Source organism: Micromonospora sp. C51 (assembly GCF_018070435.1).
Taxonomy (GTDB): domain Bacteria; phylum Actinomycetota; class Actinomycetes; order Mycobacteriales; family Micromonosporaceae; genus Micromonospora; species Micromonospora sediminimaris.
This window is the reverse complement of record NZ_JAGPXQ010000023.1, coordinates 1-16,089: the sequence shown is the minus strand read 5'-3', so window position 1 is coordinate 16,089 and position 16,089 is coordinate 1. Positions and strand designations below refer to the sequence as shown.

Below are 16,089 nucleotides of genomic sequence, written 5' to 3'. Positions count from 1 at the left end.
GGTGACGTTCCGGTGACGAACGCCTCCTCGGGTTGTCGGGGGGCCGCGTCAGGATGTTGGGTGGAAACGCGGGCGGCCGGAGGGCGGATCGCCCGTCGGACACGCGGCCGGCCCACCCGGGCCGCGCCGGGACACGGAAGGCGGGCTGATGCGCGCAGGTAGAAGACTGTCCATCGCGGTCGTGGGGGCTGTCGCGGCGGCGGCGGTCCTGGCGGGTTGCGGCGACGCTGGTTCGTCCGGCACCGAGGCGCCCGAGCAGGGTGCCTCCGGTGAGGGTTGTGCGCCGGTGGCCGGTGAGCAGCTGATCGCACTCGAAGACGACAAGTCACTGCAGAACGCCGACAACATCATTCCGGCGGTCAACAGCGAGGTGGCGACCCCGCAGCTGATCGCCGCGCTCGACAAGGTCTCCGCAGTGCTCGACACGCCGAAGCTGATTCAGCTCAACAAGGCGGTCGACGTCGACCGCAAGAGCGCCCAGGCCGCGGCACAGGAGTTCGCCGACGCCAACTCGCTGACCGACGGTGTGGAGCAGGGACCGGGCGGGCAGATCACGGTTGGGGCGGGCAACTTCACCGAAAGCGAGATCATCGCCGAGCTCTACAAGATCCAGCTGGCGGCCGCGGGCTACCAGGCCAGCGTGCAGCAGATCGGCAACCGGGAGTTGTACGAGCCGGCGCTGGAGAAGGGCGAGATCCAGGTCGTCCCGGAGTACGCGGCCACCCTCGCCGAGTTCCTCAACGGCAAGGTGAACAGCGGTGGCCAGCCGGTCTCCTCGCCGGACGTCGACAAGACCGTCACCGCGCTGCGTGGCCTGGGCGAGAAGGTCGGCCTGACCTTCGGCGCGCCGGCAGCGGCACAGACCCAGAACGCCTTCGCGGTGACCCAGGAGTTCGCCGAGAAGTACGGCGTGCGGACCCTGTCCGACCTGGCCGAGAAGTGCTCGGGTACGGCGACGGTGCTGGGTGGCCCGCCGGAGTGTCAGGAGCGTCCGTTCTGCAAGCCCGGTCTGGAGCAGACCTATGGGCTCGCGGTCGGCTCGTTCTCCTCGCTCGACGGAGGTGGCCCGCTGACCAAGACCGCGTTGCGCAACGGCACGATCAGCGTCGGCCTGGTCTTCTCTACCGACGCGGCGTACGCGCAGAGCTGAGCAGCCGCGCCAACCGCGATGGCGCCCCGGCCGACTCGGCCGGGGTGCCACGTCGTGTGCCGGCCGTAACCGCTCAGCGGTAACCCCGGTGGTATTCGCATCGGAGACCTGCCGTCAAGCCGTTCCCACGTGACGCAACTCTCGGTAGGCTGCGGAGCCATGCCCGCCCCGGTGCCCGCCGATACGCGCAAGCTGCTCACCGTGCTCTTCTGGGGCGGTGTGGCCCTGGCTCCCGTCGCAGTGCTGATCCTGCTGGTCGCTGACGGCAACGGGCCGCTGCGCTTCGCCGCGGTGCTGGCCATCCTGGCTGTGGTGCTGATCGGGCTCTCCATCACGCTGCGTACAGACGGCGGTGGACAGCACGCCGAGGAACTCAGGGCGGAGGTCGACGAGCTGCGGCGGGAGCTGCGCGGTGAGATCGTGGCCGCCGCCCAGCGCGGTAACCAGGCGCTCGACGAGGTCCAGCGGGTACAGGAGGCGTTGGTCGGGGTACGTCGGCGCATCGACGCGGGTAGCGTCGACGCGGTCACGAACGACGAGCCACCCGGCCCCGGCCGGGCCCGGGTGCCGGCCCCGGAGGCTCCGCCGAGGCCGGCCGCGCAGGCCGGGGTCTATGGCACGGCCCAGCCCGGTCACGGCCCGGTCGGTGGGTACGGCGGGGAACGTTCCCGGCCCGGCAACGATCGCCCGGCCAGCGGCTCAGCCGGTGTCTACGGTTCGCCGGTCCGTCCGGAGCAGGACACGCGTCCGGGCGAGCCGGCGTCGAGGCCGCTCGGGATGGTCCGGCACACCGAGACGGTGCACGTCACCACCCGGCACACCATCGTGGGCGAGTCCGGCGGCCGGTACGGCGGATACTCGTCGGCGTGGTCGGGAGCGCAGCCCGGGGAGCACGGGCAGGGGCGCGGCACTGACCGGGACGACCACTCGTGGTCCGACGGCGAGGACCGTGCCCGCCGGGACGACGGCCACCGCTGGTCCGGTGCGGAGCGGTACGACGACCGTTCCTGGTCCGGGGCAGCCCGGGAGGAGGAGCGCCCCTGGTCCGGATCGTCCCGCGACGACGAGCGTTCCTGGTCCGGTTCACCCGGCGAAGAGGAACGCTCCTGGTCCCCATCGCGGGAGCAGGGTCGCTGGTCCGCCGCGCACGACGAGTGGTCCGCCGCCCGCGACGGCGGCTCCGGCTATCCGGACGGGCCCTCGGCGGACCGGGACGGCAACTGGAGCCCGCGCGACGACCGGGGCTGGGACGCGGGTGACCAGCGCTGGGAGGCCCCCGCCGACCCGGTGCCGGCGGCCCGGGGGCACCGGGCGGACGACACCGGTGAGTACTGGGCGCAGCTGCGGGCCGGCGACCGGTGGGCGGCGGTACGCGACGACGACCGGGGCCGCGAGTTGCGCGTCGGCGAACGCCGGGCCGAGCTGCATGCCGACCCGAGCGGCACCGAATACCGGATGGCGGACCGCTGGGCGAGCGTACGTCGTGACGAGCCACGCCGGGAGGCGGCGAGCGACGACGCGTGGCGGGACGCCTGGGGTGAGCCGGAGAGCCGTCCGGCGCTACCCGCCGGTGGGGTGCCGGTGCCGCAGGAGTGGCGCCCGCCCCGTCAGCGCGGTCACCAGCCTGAACCAGCTAGCGGCTACCAGCCCGATCCGGCGCGCGGCTATCCGCCGGAGCCGGCGTACGGGTATCAGCCCGAATCGGCGCGGGGACAGCGTGCGACCGGGGAGCCGTATGGCCGCCGGCACCGCGTGGAGGAGCCTGACCACGGCCCGGCCGCGTACGAAAGCGGCGCTGGCCGCTGGCGCTGACCCCGGGACGCTGCCGCCGCCCGCCAGTGGCACCGGAAAGGGGCCGTCACTTGTCGATGTCGCCGACCACGAAGAACATCGAGCCGAGGATGGCGATCAGGTCCGGCACCAGACAGCCGGGCAGCAGGGTGGCCAGGGCCTGCACGTTGGCGTACGAGGCGGTGCGCAACTTGAGTCGCCACGGCGTCTTCTCGCCCCGTGAGACCAGGTAGTACCCGTTGATGCCGAGCGGGTTCTCGGTCCAGGCGTACGTGTGCCCCTCAGGTGCCTTGAGCACCTTCGGCAGCCTGGTGTTGATCGGCCCGGTGAGCTGGTCGACCCGGTCCAGGCACTGCTCCGCCAGATCGAGCGAGGTGTACACCTGGTCGAGCAGCACCTCGAAGCGGGCGTGGCAGTCGCCGGCCGTCTTCGTCACCACCGGCACGTCGAGCTGGTCGTAGGCCAGGTACGGCTCGTCCCGGCGCAGGTCCAGGTCGAGTCCGGAGGCCCGGGCGACCGGACCGGAGGCACCGAACGCCGCCGCGTCGGCCGCCGACAGCACCCCCACCCCGACGGTACGGGCCAGGAAGATCTCGTTCCGGCGGATCAGGTTGTCCAGGTCCGGCATCCGGCGGCGTACCTCACCGATGGCCGCCCGGGCCCGACCGGTCCAGCCGGCCGGCACCTCCTCCTTCAGGCCGCCGACCCGGTTGAACATGTAGTGGATCCGCCCGCCGGAGACCTCCTCCAGCACCGCCTGGAGCGTCTCGCGTTCCCGGAAGGCGTAGAACATCGGAGTGATCGCCCCGATCTCCAGCGGGTACGAACCGAGGAACATCAGGTGGTTGAGCACCCGGTTCAACTCGGCGAGCGCCATCCGCAGCCAGGTGGCCCGCTCGGGGACCTCCATGCCCATCAGCCGTTCCACCGCGAGCACCACGCCCAGCTCGTTGGCGAACGCCGAGAGCCAGTCGTGCCGGTTGGCCAACACGATGATCTGCCGGTAGTCGCGCACCTCGAACAGCTTCTCGGCACCCCGGTGCATGTAGCCGACGACCGGTTCGGCGGCGAGCACCCGCTCGCCGTCGAGCACGAGCTTGAGCCGCAACACGCCGTGCGTGGAGGGGTGCTGCGGTCCGATGTTCAGCACCATGTCCGCGCCGAGCTGCTCGCCGCCGGTGCCGGCCACCAGCCCGGCGCCGGTGCCAACGGTCAGCTCGCGCAGCTCGCCCGTGGTCATGCCCGCCATCGTGCCATGAACCGCCGGGACTGGCGGTGGTCGCCCATCAGCCGCGCCGCCCGTCGGCACCGTCGGTCAGGGCCGCGAGAGACGGCAGCTGGTCGGCGCGCAGTCCCACCGGCTGCCACAGCCACCAGTGGCCGCCGAGGCCGCCCGGGTCGGTCAACTCGGCCGCCGCCGACGCGGTGGCCAGCGCCCGCAGGTAGCCGGCCGGGTCGCTGGAGGCCAGGCTCAACGCCGGTCGTCCGCCGTCGGCCCCGAGCGCTCGCAACGCCTCCCGCTGCGAGGTCAGGACGTACGCGCACCGGGCGACCCGTTCACCGGAGGAGGCGACCGAGTCCATGGCGACGTGGGCTGTGACATCGCAGGAGCCGTCCGGCACCGGCGGCACCTGCCGCCCAGCCCGGTACCCGGTAAGCGTCCCGTCGATCGGCCGCTCCGCACGCAGATGTCCGTAGTCCACCGCCAACGCCAGCCCTCGGTCGACGCGCCTCAGGGCGTCAGCCCATGCCACGTCCCTGGTCCGCCCGATCTCCGCCCGCCCCATCGGCGGTACGCGGTCCGTGGGGGTGCCGTCCGTGGGCGTGCCGTCCGTGGGGGTTTCCGGGCAGCCCGGCCGGCTCCGGGCGGTCAGGCTTGATCCCTGCGCCGGCCGGGCTGCCCGGATACCCGACGTGGTCGGGTCCGACCCGTCCGTTTCGGTCTGTGGTGGGAGATCCGGGCCGTCCGCGACTGTCCGCCCCCTGGGGGGCTGGTCGGTCGGGGTGGGCCACCAGGTGGTCAGCCAGTGGAGGTCAGCGGGGCTGATCGGTTCGCCTGTCGTCTCGGCGCCGGTGGTGGGGTCGACGAGGAGGTAGTGCCAGTTGTGGTCGGTGCGGGTGGCCAGGTCGAGGGGGACGTTGTCGAGCCACTCGGTGGCCAGGAGCAGGCCGGTGATGCTGGTGGGGATCTCGTTCGTCCAGGTGATCTGGTCGGGGAGATCGGCAGGGCGCGGGGCGAGTTCGACGGCGGTGAACCGTACTCGCCGAGCCAGCGGAACCGGCGCGGAGGGCGACGAATCGACGGATCCGAACGAGACACCACCCGGGCCGAGGCGGACGGCGGCCGTGGTGGTCCGGGTTTCCGGGGAGTCCGCCCGCGCAGGGATCAAGCCTGACCGCCCGGCGCGGGCGGGCTCCCCGGAAACCCCAACAGCGAGAGCGTGGAGCAGTTCACCCCGCCCAGCCCCCACATCCACCACGTCGAGGCGGTCGGGAAAGCCCAGCGTGGCGTCGAGCTGGTGGATCAGGCGGAGCAGCGCGGAGGTGAAGATCGGGGAAGCATGAACGCTGGTCCGGAAGTGGGCTGCCGGCCCGGTGCCGGAGACGAAGAAGCCCTCGGGTCCGTAGAGCGCCTGCCGCATCGCCTCGCGCCAGCGCATCGACATGGGGCCCTCCTCACACCGGTGAACGATTTCACACATCCTTGTTTCAGATCCGCGTCAGCGACGCATACTTGCCCCGACCGGTACCCCGTCTCGAGGACTGGATCGTGACATGAGCGCACCGCTGCGCACCGACTCGGCCGCCCGTCGGCGGCCCGCGACCGTGGCATCGACCCAGGTCGCCACCGCTTCCGTGCTCACTGTCGGCGTCATCGGCGCCGGGCGGGTGGGTGCCACCCTGGGCGCCGCGCTGGCCGCGGCGGGCCATCGGGTGGTCGCCGCCAGCGGGGCGTCCGGTGCCTCGCGGGCCCGCCTGGCACTGCTGCTGCCGACCGTCCCTCGCCGGTCCGCCACCGAGGTCGCTCGGGCTGCCACCGATCTGCTGCTGGTCGCCGTGCCGGACGACGCGTTGACCGAGGTGGTGGCCGGTCTGGCCGCCGACGGCGCGCTGCGTCCCGGCCAGGTGGTCGCGCACACGTCGGGGGCGCACGGTCTGGCGGTCCTGGCGCCGGCCAGCGCGGCCGGCGCCCGACCGCTGGCGTTGCATCCCGCGATGACCTTCGCCGGTACGCCCGACGACCTCGGCCGGCTGCCCGGCATCTCATACGGGGTGACCGCGCTGGCCGACCTGCGCCCGCTGGCCGCCCGTCTGGTGGTCGACCTCGGTGGGGTGCCCGAGTGGATCGCCGAGGCGGACCGACCGCTGTACCACGCGGCGCTGGCGCACGGTGCCAACCACCTGGTGACCCTGGTCAACGAGGCGGCCGACCGGCTGCGTGACGCCGGGGTGGGTCAGCCCGAGAAGGTGCTCGCCCCGTTGCTGCGGGCCGCGCTGGAGAACGCGTTGCGCCTCGGTGACGACGCGTTGACCGGCCCGGTCTCGCGTGGCGACGCGGGTACGGTGCGGCGGCACCTGGCGCAGCTCGCCGCCACCGCACCAGAGTCGGTCGAGCCCTACCTCGTGCTGGCGCGGCGTACCGCCGATCGGGCTGTCGCGGCCGGTCGGCTGCGTCCGGGTGACGTGGCCCCACTGCTCGGCGTCCTGGACGACTACCGGAGCGGGGTGGCGGCGTGACCGTCGGCGGAGGACAGGTGTCGAGCGAGGTGGATCACGTGACGGAACTGGTGCACACCCGTGCCGACCTGGCCCGGGCGCGAGCCGCCCGCACCGGGACGGTGGGGGTGGTGATGACCATGGGCGCGCTGCACGAGGGACACGAGACCCTCCTGCGGGAGGCCCGAGCGCGCGCCGACCACGTGATCGTGACAATCTTCGTGAATCCGCTGCAGTTCGGGCCGAACGAGGACTTCGACCGCTACCCGCGTACTCTCGAATCTGATCTTGACGTGTGTCGGCGGGCCGGTGCCGACCTGGTCTTCGCTCCCCCGGTGGGGGAGATGTACCCCGGCGGCGAGCCGGTGGTTCGGGTCAATCCGGGGCCGCTCGGTGAGGATCTGGAAGGGCTGAGCCGGCCCGGCTTCTTCCACGGCGTGCTCACCGTGGTGCTGAAGCTGCTCCAGCTCACCCGCGCGGACCTGACCTTCTTCGGTGAGAAGGACTACCAGCAGTTGACCCTGGTCCGACGGATGTGCCGGGACCTGGACGTGCCGGTCGAGGTGATCGGGGTGCCCACGGTCCGGGAACCGGACGGCCTCGCCCTGTCCAGCCGCAACCGCTACCTCTCGCCGGCCGAGCGCTCGGTGGCGCTGAGCCTGTCCCGGGCGTTGCGGGCCGGTGCCGAGGCAGCCGCGGCTGGTCGTGACGCCGCGGCGGTCCTGACCGCCGCGCACGTGGCCTTCGGCGCCGGCGACTCCGGAGCGCGGCTCGACTACCTGGTGCTCACCGACCCGGATCTGGAGCCCGGGCCGGTACGCGGCCCGGCCCGACTGCTCGTGGCGGCCTGGGTGGGCGCCACCCGACTGATCGACAACGCTCCGATCCGACTCGACCCGGCTTCCTGACCACACATACCCGCGAAAGGCGTCCCGATGTTCCGCACGATGCTCAAGTCCAAGATCCACAGGGCCACGGTGACCCAGGCGGACCTGCACTACGTCGGCTCGGTGACCGTCGACGAGGATCTGCTCGACGCCGCCGACCTGCTCCCCGGTGAGCAGGTGGCGATCGTCGACATCACCAATGGCGCCCGGCTGGAGACGTACGTGATCCCGGGCCGGCGGGGCAGCGGGGTGATCGGCATCAACGGTGCCGCAGCCCGCCTGGTGCAGCCCGGCGACCTGATCATCCTCATCTCGTACGGGCAGATGGACGATGCCGAGGCTCGTGCGTACCGCCCCCGGGTGGTGCACGTGGACGCGGACAACAGGGTCGTCGACCTCGGTGCCGACCCGTCGACAGCCGCGCCCGGCACCGCCGGCACCCCGGTGCCGAACCCGCTGTCGGTGTAACGGGGGCCGCCCGGCGGCCAGGCTTCGTCGGCGCCTGCCCGGGCGACCTCTCGGACCGGCGGCGACGATCGCGCCGCGATTCCGGTCTGTCACCGGAAGGTCATTTCTGGTTACCCTGAAGGCGCCGTCGGGGGACGGCCGCTGACTGGGGGAGGCGGCGCCATGCAGTATGCGACGAGGACCCTGGTCACCGTCTTCACCGTGGCGGCGCTGCTGGCCGGCTGCGGCTCGACCGGAGGGCTGGACGGCAACCTGGTGGACGACTGGGCCGCGCTGCCGCCGCCCGGGGCCTTCACCCCGGCCGCCGGGGTCTGTCACGAGGCCGACTTCGCCGAGGTGGTGCCGCTCGGTGCGTACGCGCCGGTGGACTGCGCCGCGCCGCACCGGGTGGAGACGGTGCACGTCGGCACCTTCCCCGCCGACCGGACTCAACCGCCGTCCACCAGCTCGGCGGAACTGCGTACCGCCTTCGTCGAGTGTGACAACCGGGCCACCGGCTACGTCGGTGACAACTGGCGGGCCGGACGGCTCCGGTTGGCGGTCGCGGTGCCGTCGGAGCCGGGCTGGGCGGCCGGCTCGCGCTGGTACCGCTGCGACCTGATGGAGGTCGACACGGTCGAGGCGGGTGCGAAGGTCGTGCTGCGGACCGGCTCGCTGCGTGACGTGCTGCGGACGGCGTCGGCGCTGCGACTGGGCTGCCAGCGGACGCGCACCGGCGGGGGTGGGGTGGTGCAGACACTGGTTCCGGTGCCGTGCACCGAGCGCCACGACGCCGAGTTCGCCGGGGTCTGGCCGGCCCCGGACCGCCCGTATCCGACGCGCAGCGCGCAGTGGGCACCCTTCTACGCGGGTTGCCGGTCGGTTCTGGCCCGCTTCGCCGGTCTGCCAGACGACGACGACCTGGTCTTCCGTACCGACGTGGTGGTGCGTCCGCCAAGCGCCGGTCGGTGGCGGGTGGGCGATCGGGGGATCCGCTGCTATCTGTGGCTCAGCGACCGTCGGGTGACCGGGACGCTCAAGGGAGTCGGCCCGGGCGAGCTACCGGTCCGGACGAAGTAGCGGGAACCACTCGTCCCGCCCCCACCGCCCGAGACGAAAGCCATTCGGGTTGACTGTGGGCATGGACCTACCGACCGTCGGCCTGCCGGCGCTGCCGAACCGGCTGGCCGCCCCGGCACCCGGCTGGGTGGAGACCACGGACGTGATCGTGGTCGGCTCCGGCGTGGCCGGGCTGACCGCCGCGCTGCACCTGCGTGAGGCGGGCCTGCACGTCACCGTGGTCACCAAGGTCGACATCGACGAGGGATCGACCCGGTGGGCACAGGGCGGCATCGCCGCGGTACTCGACCCGACCGACACCCCGGCCATGCACGCCTCCGACACCGAGATCGCCGGCGTGGGCCTGTGCGACCCGGCGGCGGTCCGCGTACTTGTGGAGGAGGGGCCGACCCGGCTGCGGGAACTGATGCGCCTCGGTGCCGAGTTCGACCGCAACGCCGACGGCTCGTTGATGCTCACCCGGGAGGGTGGGCACCGGGCCGACCGCATCGTGCATGCCGGCGGCGACGCGACGGGTGCGGAGGTGCAGCGGGCACTGCACGAAGCGGTGCGCCGTGACCCGTGGATCAGGCTCGTCGAGCACGCGCTGGTGCTGGATCTGCTCCGCGCCACCGGTGACGGTCCGGACGGGCTCGGTGCGGTGTGTGGGATCACCCTGCACGTGCTCGGTGAGGGCAGTGAGGACGGTGTCGGTGCGCTGCTGGCCCGCGCGGTCGTGCTGGCCACCGGCGGCATGGGGCAGATCTTCGCGGCCACCACCAACCCGGCGGTCTCCACCGGCGACGGGGTCGCCCTGGCGATGCGGGCCGGTGCGGCGGTCACCGATGTGGAGTTCGTGCAGTTCCATCCGACCGCGCTGATCGTGCCGGAACACTCCCGAGAGCCCGGGGCCGGCCACGCCCAGCAGCCGCTGGTCTCCGAGGCGTTGCGGGGCGAGGGCGCGCACCTGGTGGACGCCGACGGCAAACGCTTCATGCTCGGCCAGCACGAACTGGCCGAACTGGCGCCACGGGACGTGGTCGCCAAGGGCATCCACCGGGTGCTGCTGGCCACCGGTGACGATCACGTCCACCTCGACGCCCGCCATCTCGGCGGCGACTTCCTGGCCCGCCGGTTTCCCACAATCGTCGCGTCGTGCCTGGCCATCGGGGTCGACCCGGGAACCGACCTGATCCCGGTGGCACCGGCCGCGCACTACGCCTCCGGCGGGGTCCGCACCGACCTGCACGGTCGGACCTCGATCCCAGGTCTGTACGCCTGCGGCGAGGTCGCCTGCACCGGCGTGCACGGCGCGAACCGGCTGGCCAGCAACTCGCTGCTGGAAGGGCTGGTCTTCTCCCGACGGATCGCCGACGACATCGCCGCCGGTCTCCCCGAGCAGGCCCGCCCGGCGGACACCGGAGCGTGGCGTGGGGAGGGCGGCTGGTTGCTGCCCGCCGCGGCGACGCCGGTGTTGCAGCGGGCGATGACCCGGGGCGCCGGAGTGCTCCGCTCGGCCGCGACGCTCGCCGCGACCGCCGCCGAACTGGTCGAGTTGGGCGTTGCTCGTGGCACACCGCGTACCGCTGACTGGGAGGCGACGAACCTGCTCACGGTGGCCGCCACGCTGGTGGCCGCCGCGTACGCCCGCCGGGAGACCCGGGGTTGCCACTGGCGGGAGGACTTCCCGGTGGCCGACGAGCGGTGGCACGGCCACCTCATCGGTGCCGTCGGCGAGCAGGGACGGTTGACCACCCGGTGGGAGGAGACGCGATGACCAGCGAGACGGTACGGCTGCTGCGGGCGGCCGGACTGGACCCGGAGCAGGTGCGCCGGATCATCGAGAACGCGCTCGTCGAGGATCTCGGTCCGGACGGGCTCGACGTGACAAGCGTCGCCACCATCCCGGCGACCCAGACGGACACCGCCGATGTGGTGGCCCGCGCCGACGGCGTGGTGGCCGGGCTGGCGGTCGCCGCCGCCGTGTTCGAACTGGCCGCGGAGAGTACCGGGATCGGGCGTACCGTCGAGGTCTCGCTGGTGGCCCGCGACGGCGAGCGGGTGGCCCGAGGGGACGTGCTGGCCACGGTTACCGGACCCACCCGGGTGCTGCTCACCGCCGAGCGCACCGCCCTCAACCTGCTCAGCCGGATGTCCGGGGTGGCCACCCACACCCGGGCCTGGGCGGACGCGCTGGCCGGCAGCAAGGCGATGGTCCTGGACACCCGCAAGACCACCCCGGGACTGCGGGCCCTGGAGAAGTACGCGGTCCGGGCCGGCGGGGGCACGAACAAGCGGATGGGCCTGCACGACGTCGCCATGGTCAAGGACAACCACAAGTTCGCGGCGGGCGGCGTCGCCGCTGCCTACCGGCGGGTCCGGGCGGCGTTCCCGGACGTGCCGGTGCAGGTGGAGGTGGACACCCTCGCCGAGGCGGTGGAGGCGGTCGAGGCCGGCGTCGACTTTCTTCTGCTGGACAACATGTCCCCGGCCGTGCTCGCCGAGGTGGTCGCCGCCGTCGGGGACCGGGCCGAGCTGGAGGCGACCGGCGGGCTGACCCTCGCCGACGCGGCGGCGGTGGGCGCCACCGGCGTCGATTTCCTCTCCGTCGGCGCGCTCACCCACTCCTCACCGATCCTGGACATCGCCCTGGACCTGCGGACGGAGTGAACCCGTCTAGGCTGCGTGCGTGCTGCTCTGCATCGACATCGGGAACACCAACACCGTGCTGGCGACCTTCGACGGCGACAAGCTGGTGCACTCCTGGCGGATCAAGACCGACGCCCGCTCGACCGCCGACGAGCTGGGGCTGATGTTCCGGGGGCTGCTCGCCGGTGACGCCGTCGAGATCACCGGCGTGGCCGCCTGCTCGACGGTCCCGGCGGCCCTGCGCTCGCTTCGGACCATGCTGACCCGCTACTACGGTGAGCTGCCGAGCGTCATCGTCGAGCCCGGCGTACGTACCGGGGTGCAGCTCGCCATTGACAACCCGAAGGAGGTCGGCGCGGACCGGGTGGTCAACACGCTGGCCGCGTACACCCTCTACGGCGGGCCGTCCATCGTCGTCGACTTCGGCACCACCACCAACTTCGACGTGATCAGCGCCCGGGGCGAGTTCCTCGGCGGTGCGTTCGCCCCGGGCATCGAGATCTCCTTCGACGCGCTCGCCGCCCGCGCCGCCCAGCTGCGCAAGGTCGAGGCGACCCGGCCCCGCTCGGTGATCGGCAAGAACACCGTCGAGTGCCTCCAGGCTGGCCTCTACTTCGGCTTCGCCGGTCAGGTGGACCGGATCGTGGAGCGGATGGCCGCCGAGATGGGCGAGCTGAAGGCGGTGATCGCAACCGGCGGGCTGGCCTCGCTGGTGCTCAACGAATGCCGGACGATCACGCATCACGAGCCGATGATCACGCTGATCGGGTTGCGCATGGTGTACGAGCGGAACGTCTGACGCTTTCTCGCTCTTTCTTGCGGTGGGGTTTCCGGGCAGCTTCGGTGGTCGCGGTGGGGTTTCCGGGCAGCCCGACCGGCTCCGGGCGGTCAGGCTTGATCCCTGCGCCGGTCGGGCTGCCCGGAAACCCTTCGGTGGGTACGCGTCATCCGTCCGCTGAGGGTGGGGTCTGTGGTGGTGGGTGGGGGGCCGTCCGTCTGTCGCGGTCTCGTGCGTGAGTGGTTCAGGTTCTCCGGGCGCGGGCTACGAGGGTGGTGTAGGGGAGCGTGATGGTCTCTCTGGTGGCCAGGTCGGGGTGGGTTTGCAGCAGGGTGCGGACCTGGCGGTCGACCTCGGCTCGGCGGGCGGGGGTGGCGGTGAGGTAGTGGGAGCGGGTGCGGACCAGGCCGAGCAGTTCGTCGGGGGTCAGCGTGGTGGTGTGGGTGAACTCGGCCCACTCCGGGCTGGTGAAGGAGTCGCCGAAGTCGGTCACGCTCTGCCGCAGGTACTCGACGGTGTCGCCGATCTCGGCGATTCGGCTCAGCTCGGTCACCCAGGCGCACGCGTCGTCCCGCAGGTTCCACACCGGCGCGAAGACCCCGCCGGGCCGCAGCACCCGGGCGATCTCCACGTGCGCCCGCGGCCGGTCGAACCAGTGGTACGCCTGCCCGGTGAGGACGGCGTCGGCGTACCCGTCGGGCAGCGACATCGCCTCGGCGCTGCCGGCCAGAGCGAGCGCGTCGCCGTCGAGCGACGTCAGCTGGGCCCGCATCGCGGGGTCGGGCTCGACGGCGGTCACCCGGTGCCCCAGGGTGAGCAGCCCGCGCGCCAGGATGCCGGTCCCGGCACCCAGATCGACAAGTTGCGCGGGAGCGTCGATGCCGACGAGCGCCCAGCGCAGCGCCGCCGCTGGATAGCGGGGACGGTAGCGGTCGTATTCGGCGGCGGCGGTGCCGAAGGAGAGGGCCTGGGTGGGGTCGGTCATGACCGGCAGGCTATCCAGTAACGGTCCCCGGGGCGTTTGAGTACGCTCGGGGCTTGACCCCGCCCGAATTCTCCCGCTGAGGAAGCGTGCCGTGACCCATCAGAGCCCCGTGCCAGTCGACCCCGCCGACGACCTTCCCGAGCAGATGAAGGTCCGCCGGGAGAAGCGGGACCGGATGCTCGCCGACGGTGTGCAGCCCTATCCGGTCGGCTACCCGCGTACCAGCACGCTGAGCCAGCTGCGCGAGCGGTACGCGGACCTGCCGACGGACACCGCCACCGGCGACCGGGTCTCGGTCACCGGCCGGGTGATCTTCGTGCGGAACACCGGCAAGCTCTGCTTCGCCACCCTGCGCGACGGCGACGGCACCGAACTGCAGGCCATGCTGTCGTTGGACCGGGTCGGCGCGGATCGGCTGGAAGCCTGGAAGCGCCTGGTGGATCTCGGTGACCACGTCGGGGTCAGCGGAGAGGTGATCACCAGCCGCCGGGGTGAGTTGTCGGTGCTGGCCGAGCAGTGGGCGGTCACCGCCAAGGCCTTGCGCCCCCTCCCGGTGGCGCACAAGCCGCTCAGCGAGGAGGCCCGGGTCCGGCAGCGCTACGTCGATCTGGTCGTCCGTCCGCAGGCGCGGCACATGGTGCGTACTCGGGCGGCGACGTTGCGCAGTCTGCGCGATTCGTTGCACGGCGAGGGTTACCTTGAGGTGGAGACCCCGATGTTGCAGTTGCTGCACGGTGGTGCGGCGGCCCGGCCTTTCGTGACCCACAGCAATGCGCTCAACACCGATCTGTATCTTCGAATCGCGCCGGAACTGTTTTTGAAGCGTGCCGTGGTCGGCGGCGTCGAGCGGGTCTTCGAGATCAACCGCAACTTCCGTAATGAGGGCATCGACTCTTCGCACTCGCCCGAGTTCGCCATGCTGGAGGCGTACGAGGCGTACGGCGACTACAACACGATGGCCGAGTTGACCCGCAATCTCGTCCAGCGGGCGGCGATCGCGGTCTCCGGATCGACGGTGGTCACCCACGCTGACGGTCGGGAGTTCGACCTCGGTGGCGAGTGGCGTTCGGTCACTCTCTTCGGTGTGCTTTCCGAGGCGCTCGGTGAGGAGGTCACGGTGCACACCGAGCGGGCGCGCCTGGTTGAGTACGCCGACAAGGTGGGCCTGGCCGTCGACCCGAAGTGGGGGCCGGGCAAGCTCGCCGAGGAACTGTTCGAGGAACTGGTCGTACCCGGCCTGGAGGCGCCCACCTTCGTGCGCGACTACCCGGAGGAGACCAGTCCGCTGACCCGCTCCCATCGCAGCGAGCCGGGCCTGGCGGAGAAGTGGGACCTTTACGTGCTCGGTTTCGAACTGGGCACCGCGTACTCCGAGCTGGTCGACCCGGTGGTGCAGCGGGAACGCCTGATGGCCCAGGCGCAGTTGGCCGCCCGGGGCGACGACGAGGCGATGCGACTGGACGAGGACTTTCTCCGCGCGATGGAGTATGGAATGCCGCCGGCCGGTGGCATGGGAATGGGAATCGACCGCCTCCTGATGGCGCTGACCGGCCTGGGAATTCGGGAAACCATCCTCTTCCCCTTGGTTCGCCCCGAGTAGTCGTACGAAAACTTACCGCCTCGTTACCGCATCCTATTGACGCGGCAAGCATCTGACGGGTTATTGTGCTTGTGCAGTTGGCAGGATCAGCCCTGCTCGAAAGGAATGTGGCATGGCCAAGCAGATCATTCACAAGCTGGTCGATGACCTGGACGGCGGGGACGCGGACGAGACCGTCAAGTTCGCGCTCGACGGTGTTCAGTACGAGATCGACCTGTCAGGTTCGAACGCAGAGAAATTGCGCGAGGTATTCGCCCCGTACATCGCTCACGGCACCAAGGTCGGTCGCGGCGGTGTGGTCGTCGGTGGCCGGGCTGCCCGTGGGCGCGGTGGCGCCACCGCCGACCGTGAGCAGAACAAGGCCATCCGGGCCTGGGCGCGCAAGGCGGGCAAGGACATCTCGGACCGAGGTCGGATCCCCCAGGAGATCGTCGACGAGTACCACTCGAAGGCCGGTCACTGAGACCAGCCACCAAGAGCGGCCACGACGCCGGCCCGGAGACACTCTCCGGGCCGGCGTCGTCGTCGGGACTATTCGGGGCTCACCGCATGTTGTCCACAGCCGGTGGATGTCTTGTCCACAACCTGTGGATGGTGCCGTGGCGGTGCCGTCCCGGGCCGGGGCGCCCCGTGCGGCGCTCCCGGGAGGCCCCGGCCGCCGGGTCGAATTTCGCTCTGCGCGTACACAGACCATGCCCGGAACACCCGTTGAGCGTGGATGGTTGTGCAAAACGACGCGTACCGGGCCTACGACGCAGACACACGAGGTCAGCCGAGTCGGCTCGCGGCGATAGAGTAATGAGGCGCGGACGCCCGTCCCGGGCGCTCGCGTATCCGGCCCCGCCGAGAGTCTTGACCACCAAGATCGAGTGCGCACGGCACGTGAGGAGCACGAGGGCATGTTCGAGCGGTTCACCGACCGAGCGCGACGGGTTGTCGTCCTGGCCCAGGAAGAGGCCCGGATGCTCAACCACAATTACATCGGTACGGAGCACATCCTGTTGGGCCTGATCCATGAGGGTGAGG

15 protein-coding genes are annotated in these 16,089 nt (G+C 71.6%); 12 read left to right on the top strand and 3 right to left on the bottom strand.

All coding sequences use genetic code 11. The annotated features are described in order from the left end of the window. Nucleotides 1–148: 148 nt before the first annotated feature. Nucleotides 149–1,150: a glycine betaine ABC transporter substrate-binding protein gene (locus KBX50_RS21180; protein WP_210939136.1), complete on the top strand. Its 1,002-nt coding sequence runs from the start codon at nt 149–151 to the stop codon at nt 1,148–1,150. A 159-nt stretch (nt 1,151–1,309) separates the two neighbouring features. After that, complete coding sequence (locus tag KBX50_RS21175) at nt 1,310–2,962, top strand: hypothetical protein (RefSeq protein WP_210939134.1); 1,653 nt, start codon at nt 1,310–1,312, stop codon at nt 2,960–2,962. A 46-nt stretch (nt 2,963–3,008) separates the two neighbouring features. Here the strand turns inward: KBX50_RS21175 and KBX50_RS21170 are convergent, their stop codons facing one another. Then, entirely contained in the window at nt 3,009–4,190 is a 1,182-nt protein-coding gene (locus KBX50_RS21170; RefSeq protein WP_210939132.1) for an NADH-quinone oxidoreductase subunit D, read from the bottom strand. A gap of 37 nt (nt 4,191–4,227) precedes the next feature. Further along, nucleotides 4,228–5,607: an SAM-dependent methyltransferase gene (locus KBX50_RS21165; RefSeq protein WP_247674148.1), complete on the bottom strand. Its 1,380-nt coding sequence runs from the start codon at nt 5,605–5,607 to the stop codon at nt 4,228–4,230. Nucleotides 5,608–5,716: 109 nt separating this feature from the next. Here KBX50_RS21165 and KBX50_RS21155 point away from each other — a divergent pair, with 109 nt between their 5' ends. From KBX50_RS21155 to KBX50_RS21125, 7 genes are all read left to right on the top strand, one after another. Beyond that, nucleotides 5,717–6,679, top strand: a complete 963-nt coding sequence (locus tag KBX50_RS21155) for a Rossmann-like and DUF2520 domain-containing protein (RefSeq protein ID WP_210939130.1) — start codon at nt 5,717–5,719, stop codon at nt 6,677–6,679. Between the two features lie 38 nt (nt 6,680–6,717). Continuing rightward, on the top strand, nt 6,718–7,566 hold the full coding sequence (gene panC, locus KBX50_RS21150) for a pantoate--beta-alanine ligase (protein ID WP_210939231.1): 849 nt from the start codon (nt 6,718–6,720) through the stop codon (nt 7,564–7,566). A gap of 27 nt (nt 7,567–7,593) precedes the next feature. Beyond that, complete coding sequence (gene panD / locus KBX50_RS21145; RefSeq protein WP_210939128.1) at nt 7,594–8,013, top strand: aspartate 1-decarboxylase; 420 nt, start codon at nt 7,594–7,596, stop codon at nt 8,011–8,013. Nucleotides 8,014–8,175: 162 nt separating this feature from the next. Continuing rightward, nucleotides 8,176–9,072 (top strand): septum formation family protein, encoded by an 897-nt coding sequence (locus KBX50_RS21140; RefSeq protein WP_210939126.1) that lies wholly within the window; start codon nt 8,176–8,178, stop codon nt 9,070–9,072. A gap of 61 nt (nt 9,073–9,133) precedes the next feature. Continuing rightward, nucleotides 9,134–10,828, top strand: coding sequence for an L-aspartate oxidase (locus KBX50_RS21135; protein ID WP_210939124.1), 1,695 nt, complete (start codon nt 9,134–9,136; stop codon nt 10,826–10,828). Then, nucleotides 10,825–11,721, top strand: coding sequence for a carboxylating nicotinate-nucleotide diphosphorylase (gene nadC / locus KBX50_RS21130; protein WP_210939122.1), 897 nt, complete (start codon nt 10,825–10,827; stop codon nt 11,719–11,721). The genes KBX50_RS21135 and nadC overlap by 4 nt, the downstream gene beginning before the upstream one ends. A gap of 19 nt (nt 11,722–11,740) precedes the next feature. Then, the gene (locus KBX50_RS21125) at nt 11,741–12,499 is read left to right on the top strand and encodes a type III pantothenate kinase (RefSeq protein ID WP_210939120.1); all 759 of its coding nucleotides are present in this window, start codon (nt 11,741–11,743) and stop codon (nt 12,497–12,499) included. Nucleotides 12,500–12,722: 223 nt separating this feature from the next. On the opposite strand, the gene KBX50_RS21120 is transcribed toward KBX50_RS21125, so the two are convergent. Beyond that, the gene (locus KBX50_RS21120; protein ID WP_210939118.1) at nt 12,723–13,463 is read right to left on the bottom strand and encodes a class I SAM-dependent methyltransferase; all 741 of its coding nucleotides are present in this window, start codon (nt 13,461–13,463) and stop codon (nt 12,723–12,725) included. Nucleotides 13,464–13,554: 91 nt separating this feature from the next. On the opposite strand from KBX50_RS21120, the gene lysS reads away from it, so the two are divergent. The 3 genes from lysS to KBX50_RS21105 all read left to right on the top strand — a co-directional run. Continuing rightward, complete coding sequence (gene lysS, locus KBX50_RS21115; RefSeq protein ID WP_210939116.1) at nt 13,555–15,063, top strand: lysine--tRNA ligase; 1,509 nt, start codon at nt 13,555–13,557, stop codon at nt 15,061–15,063. Between the two features lie 112 nt (nt 15,064–15,175). Then, a complete protein-coding gene (locus KBX50_RS21110; RefSeq protein WP_093409819.1) occupies nt 15,176–15,526 on the top strand; it encodes an Lsr2 family protein in 351 nt (116 codons plus the stop codon). A gap of 436 nt (nt 15,527–15,962) precedes the next feature. Next, nucleotides 15,963–16,089, top strand: a 127-nt coding sequence (locus tag KBX50_RS21105; RefSeq protein WP_146605600.1) for a Clp protease N-terminal domain-containing protein, incomplete at its 3' end; no start/stop codon positions are given.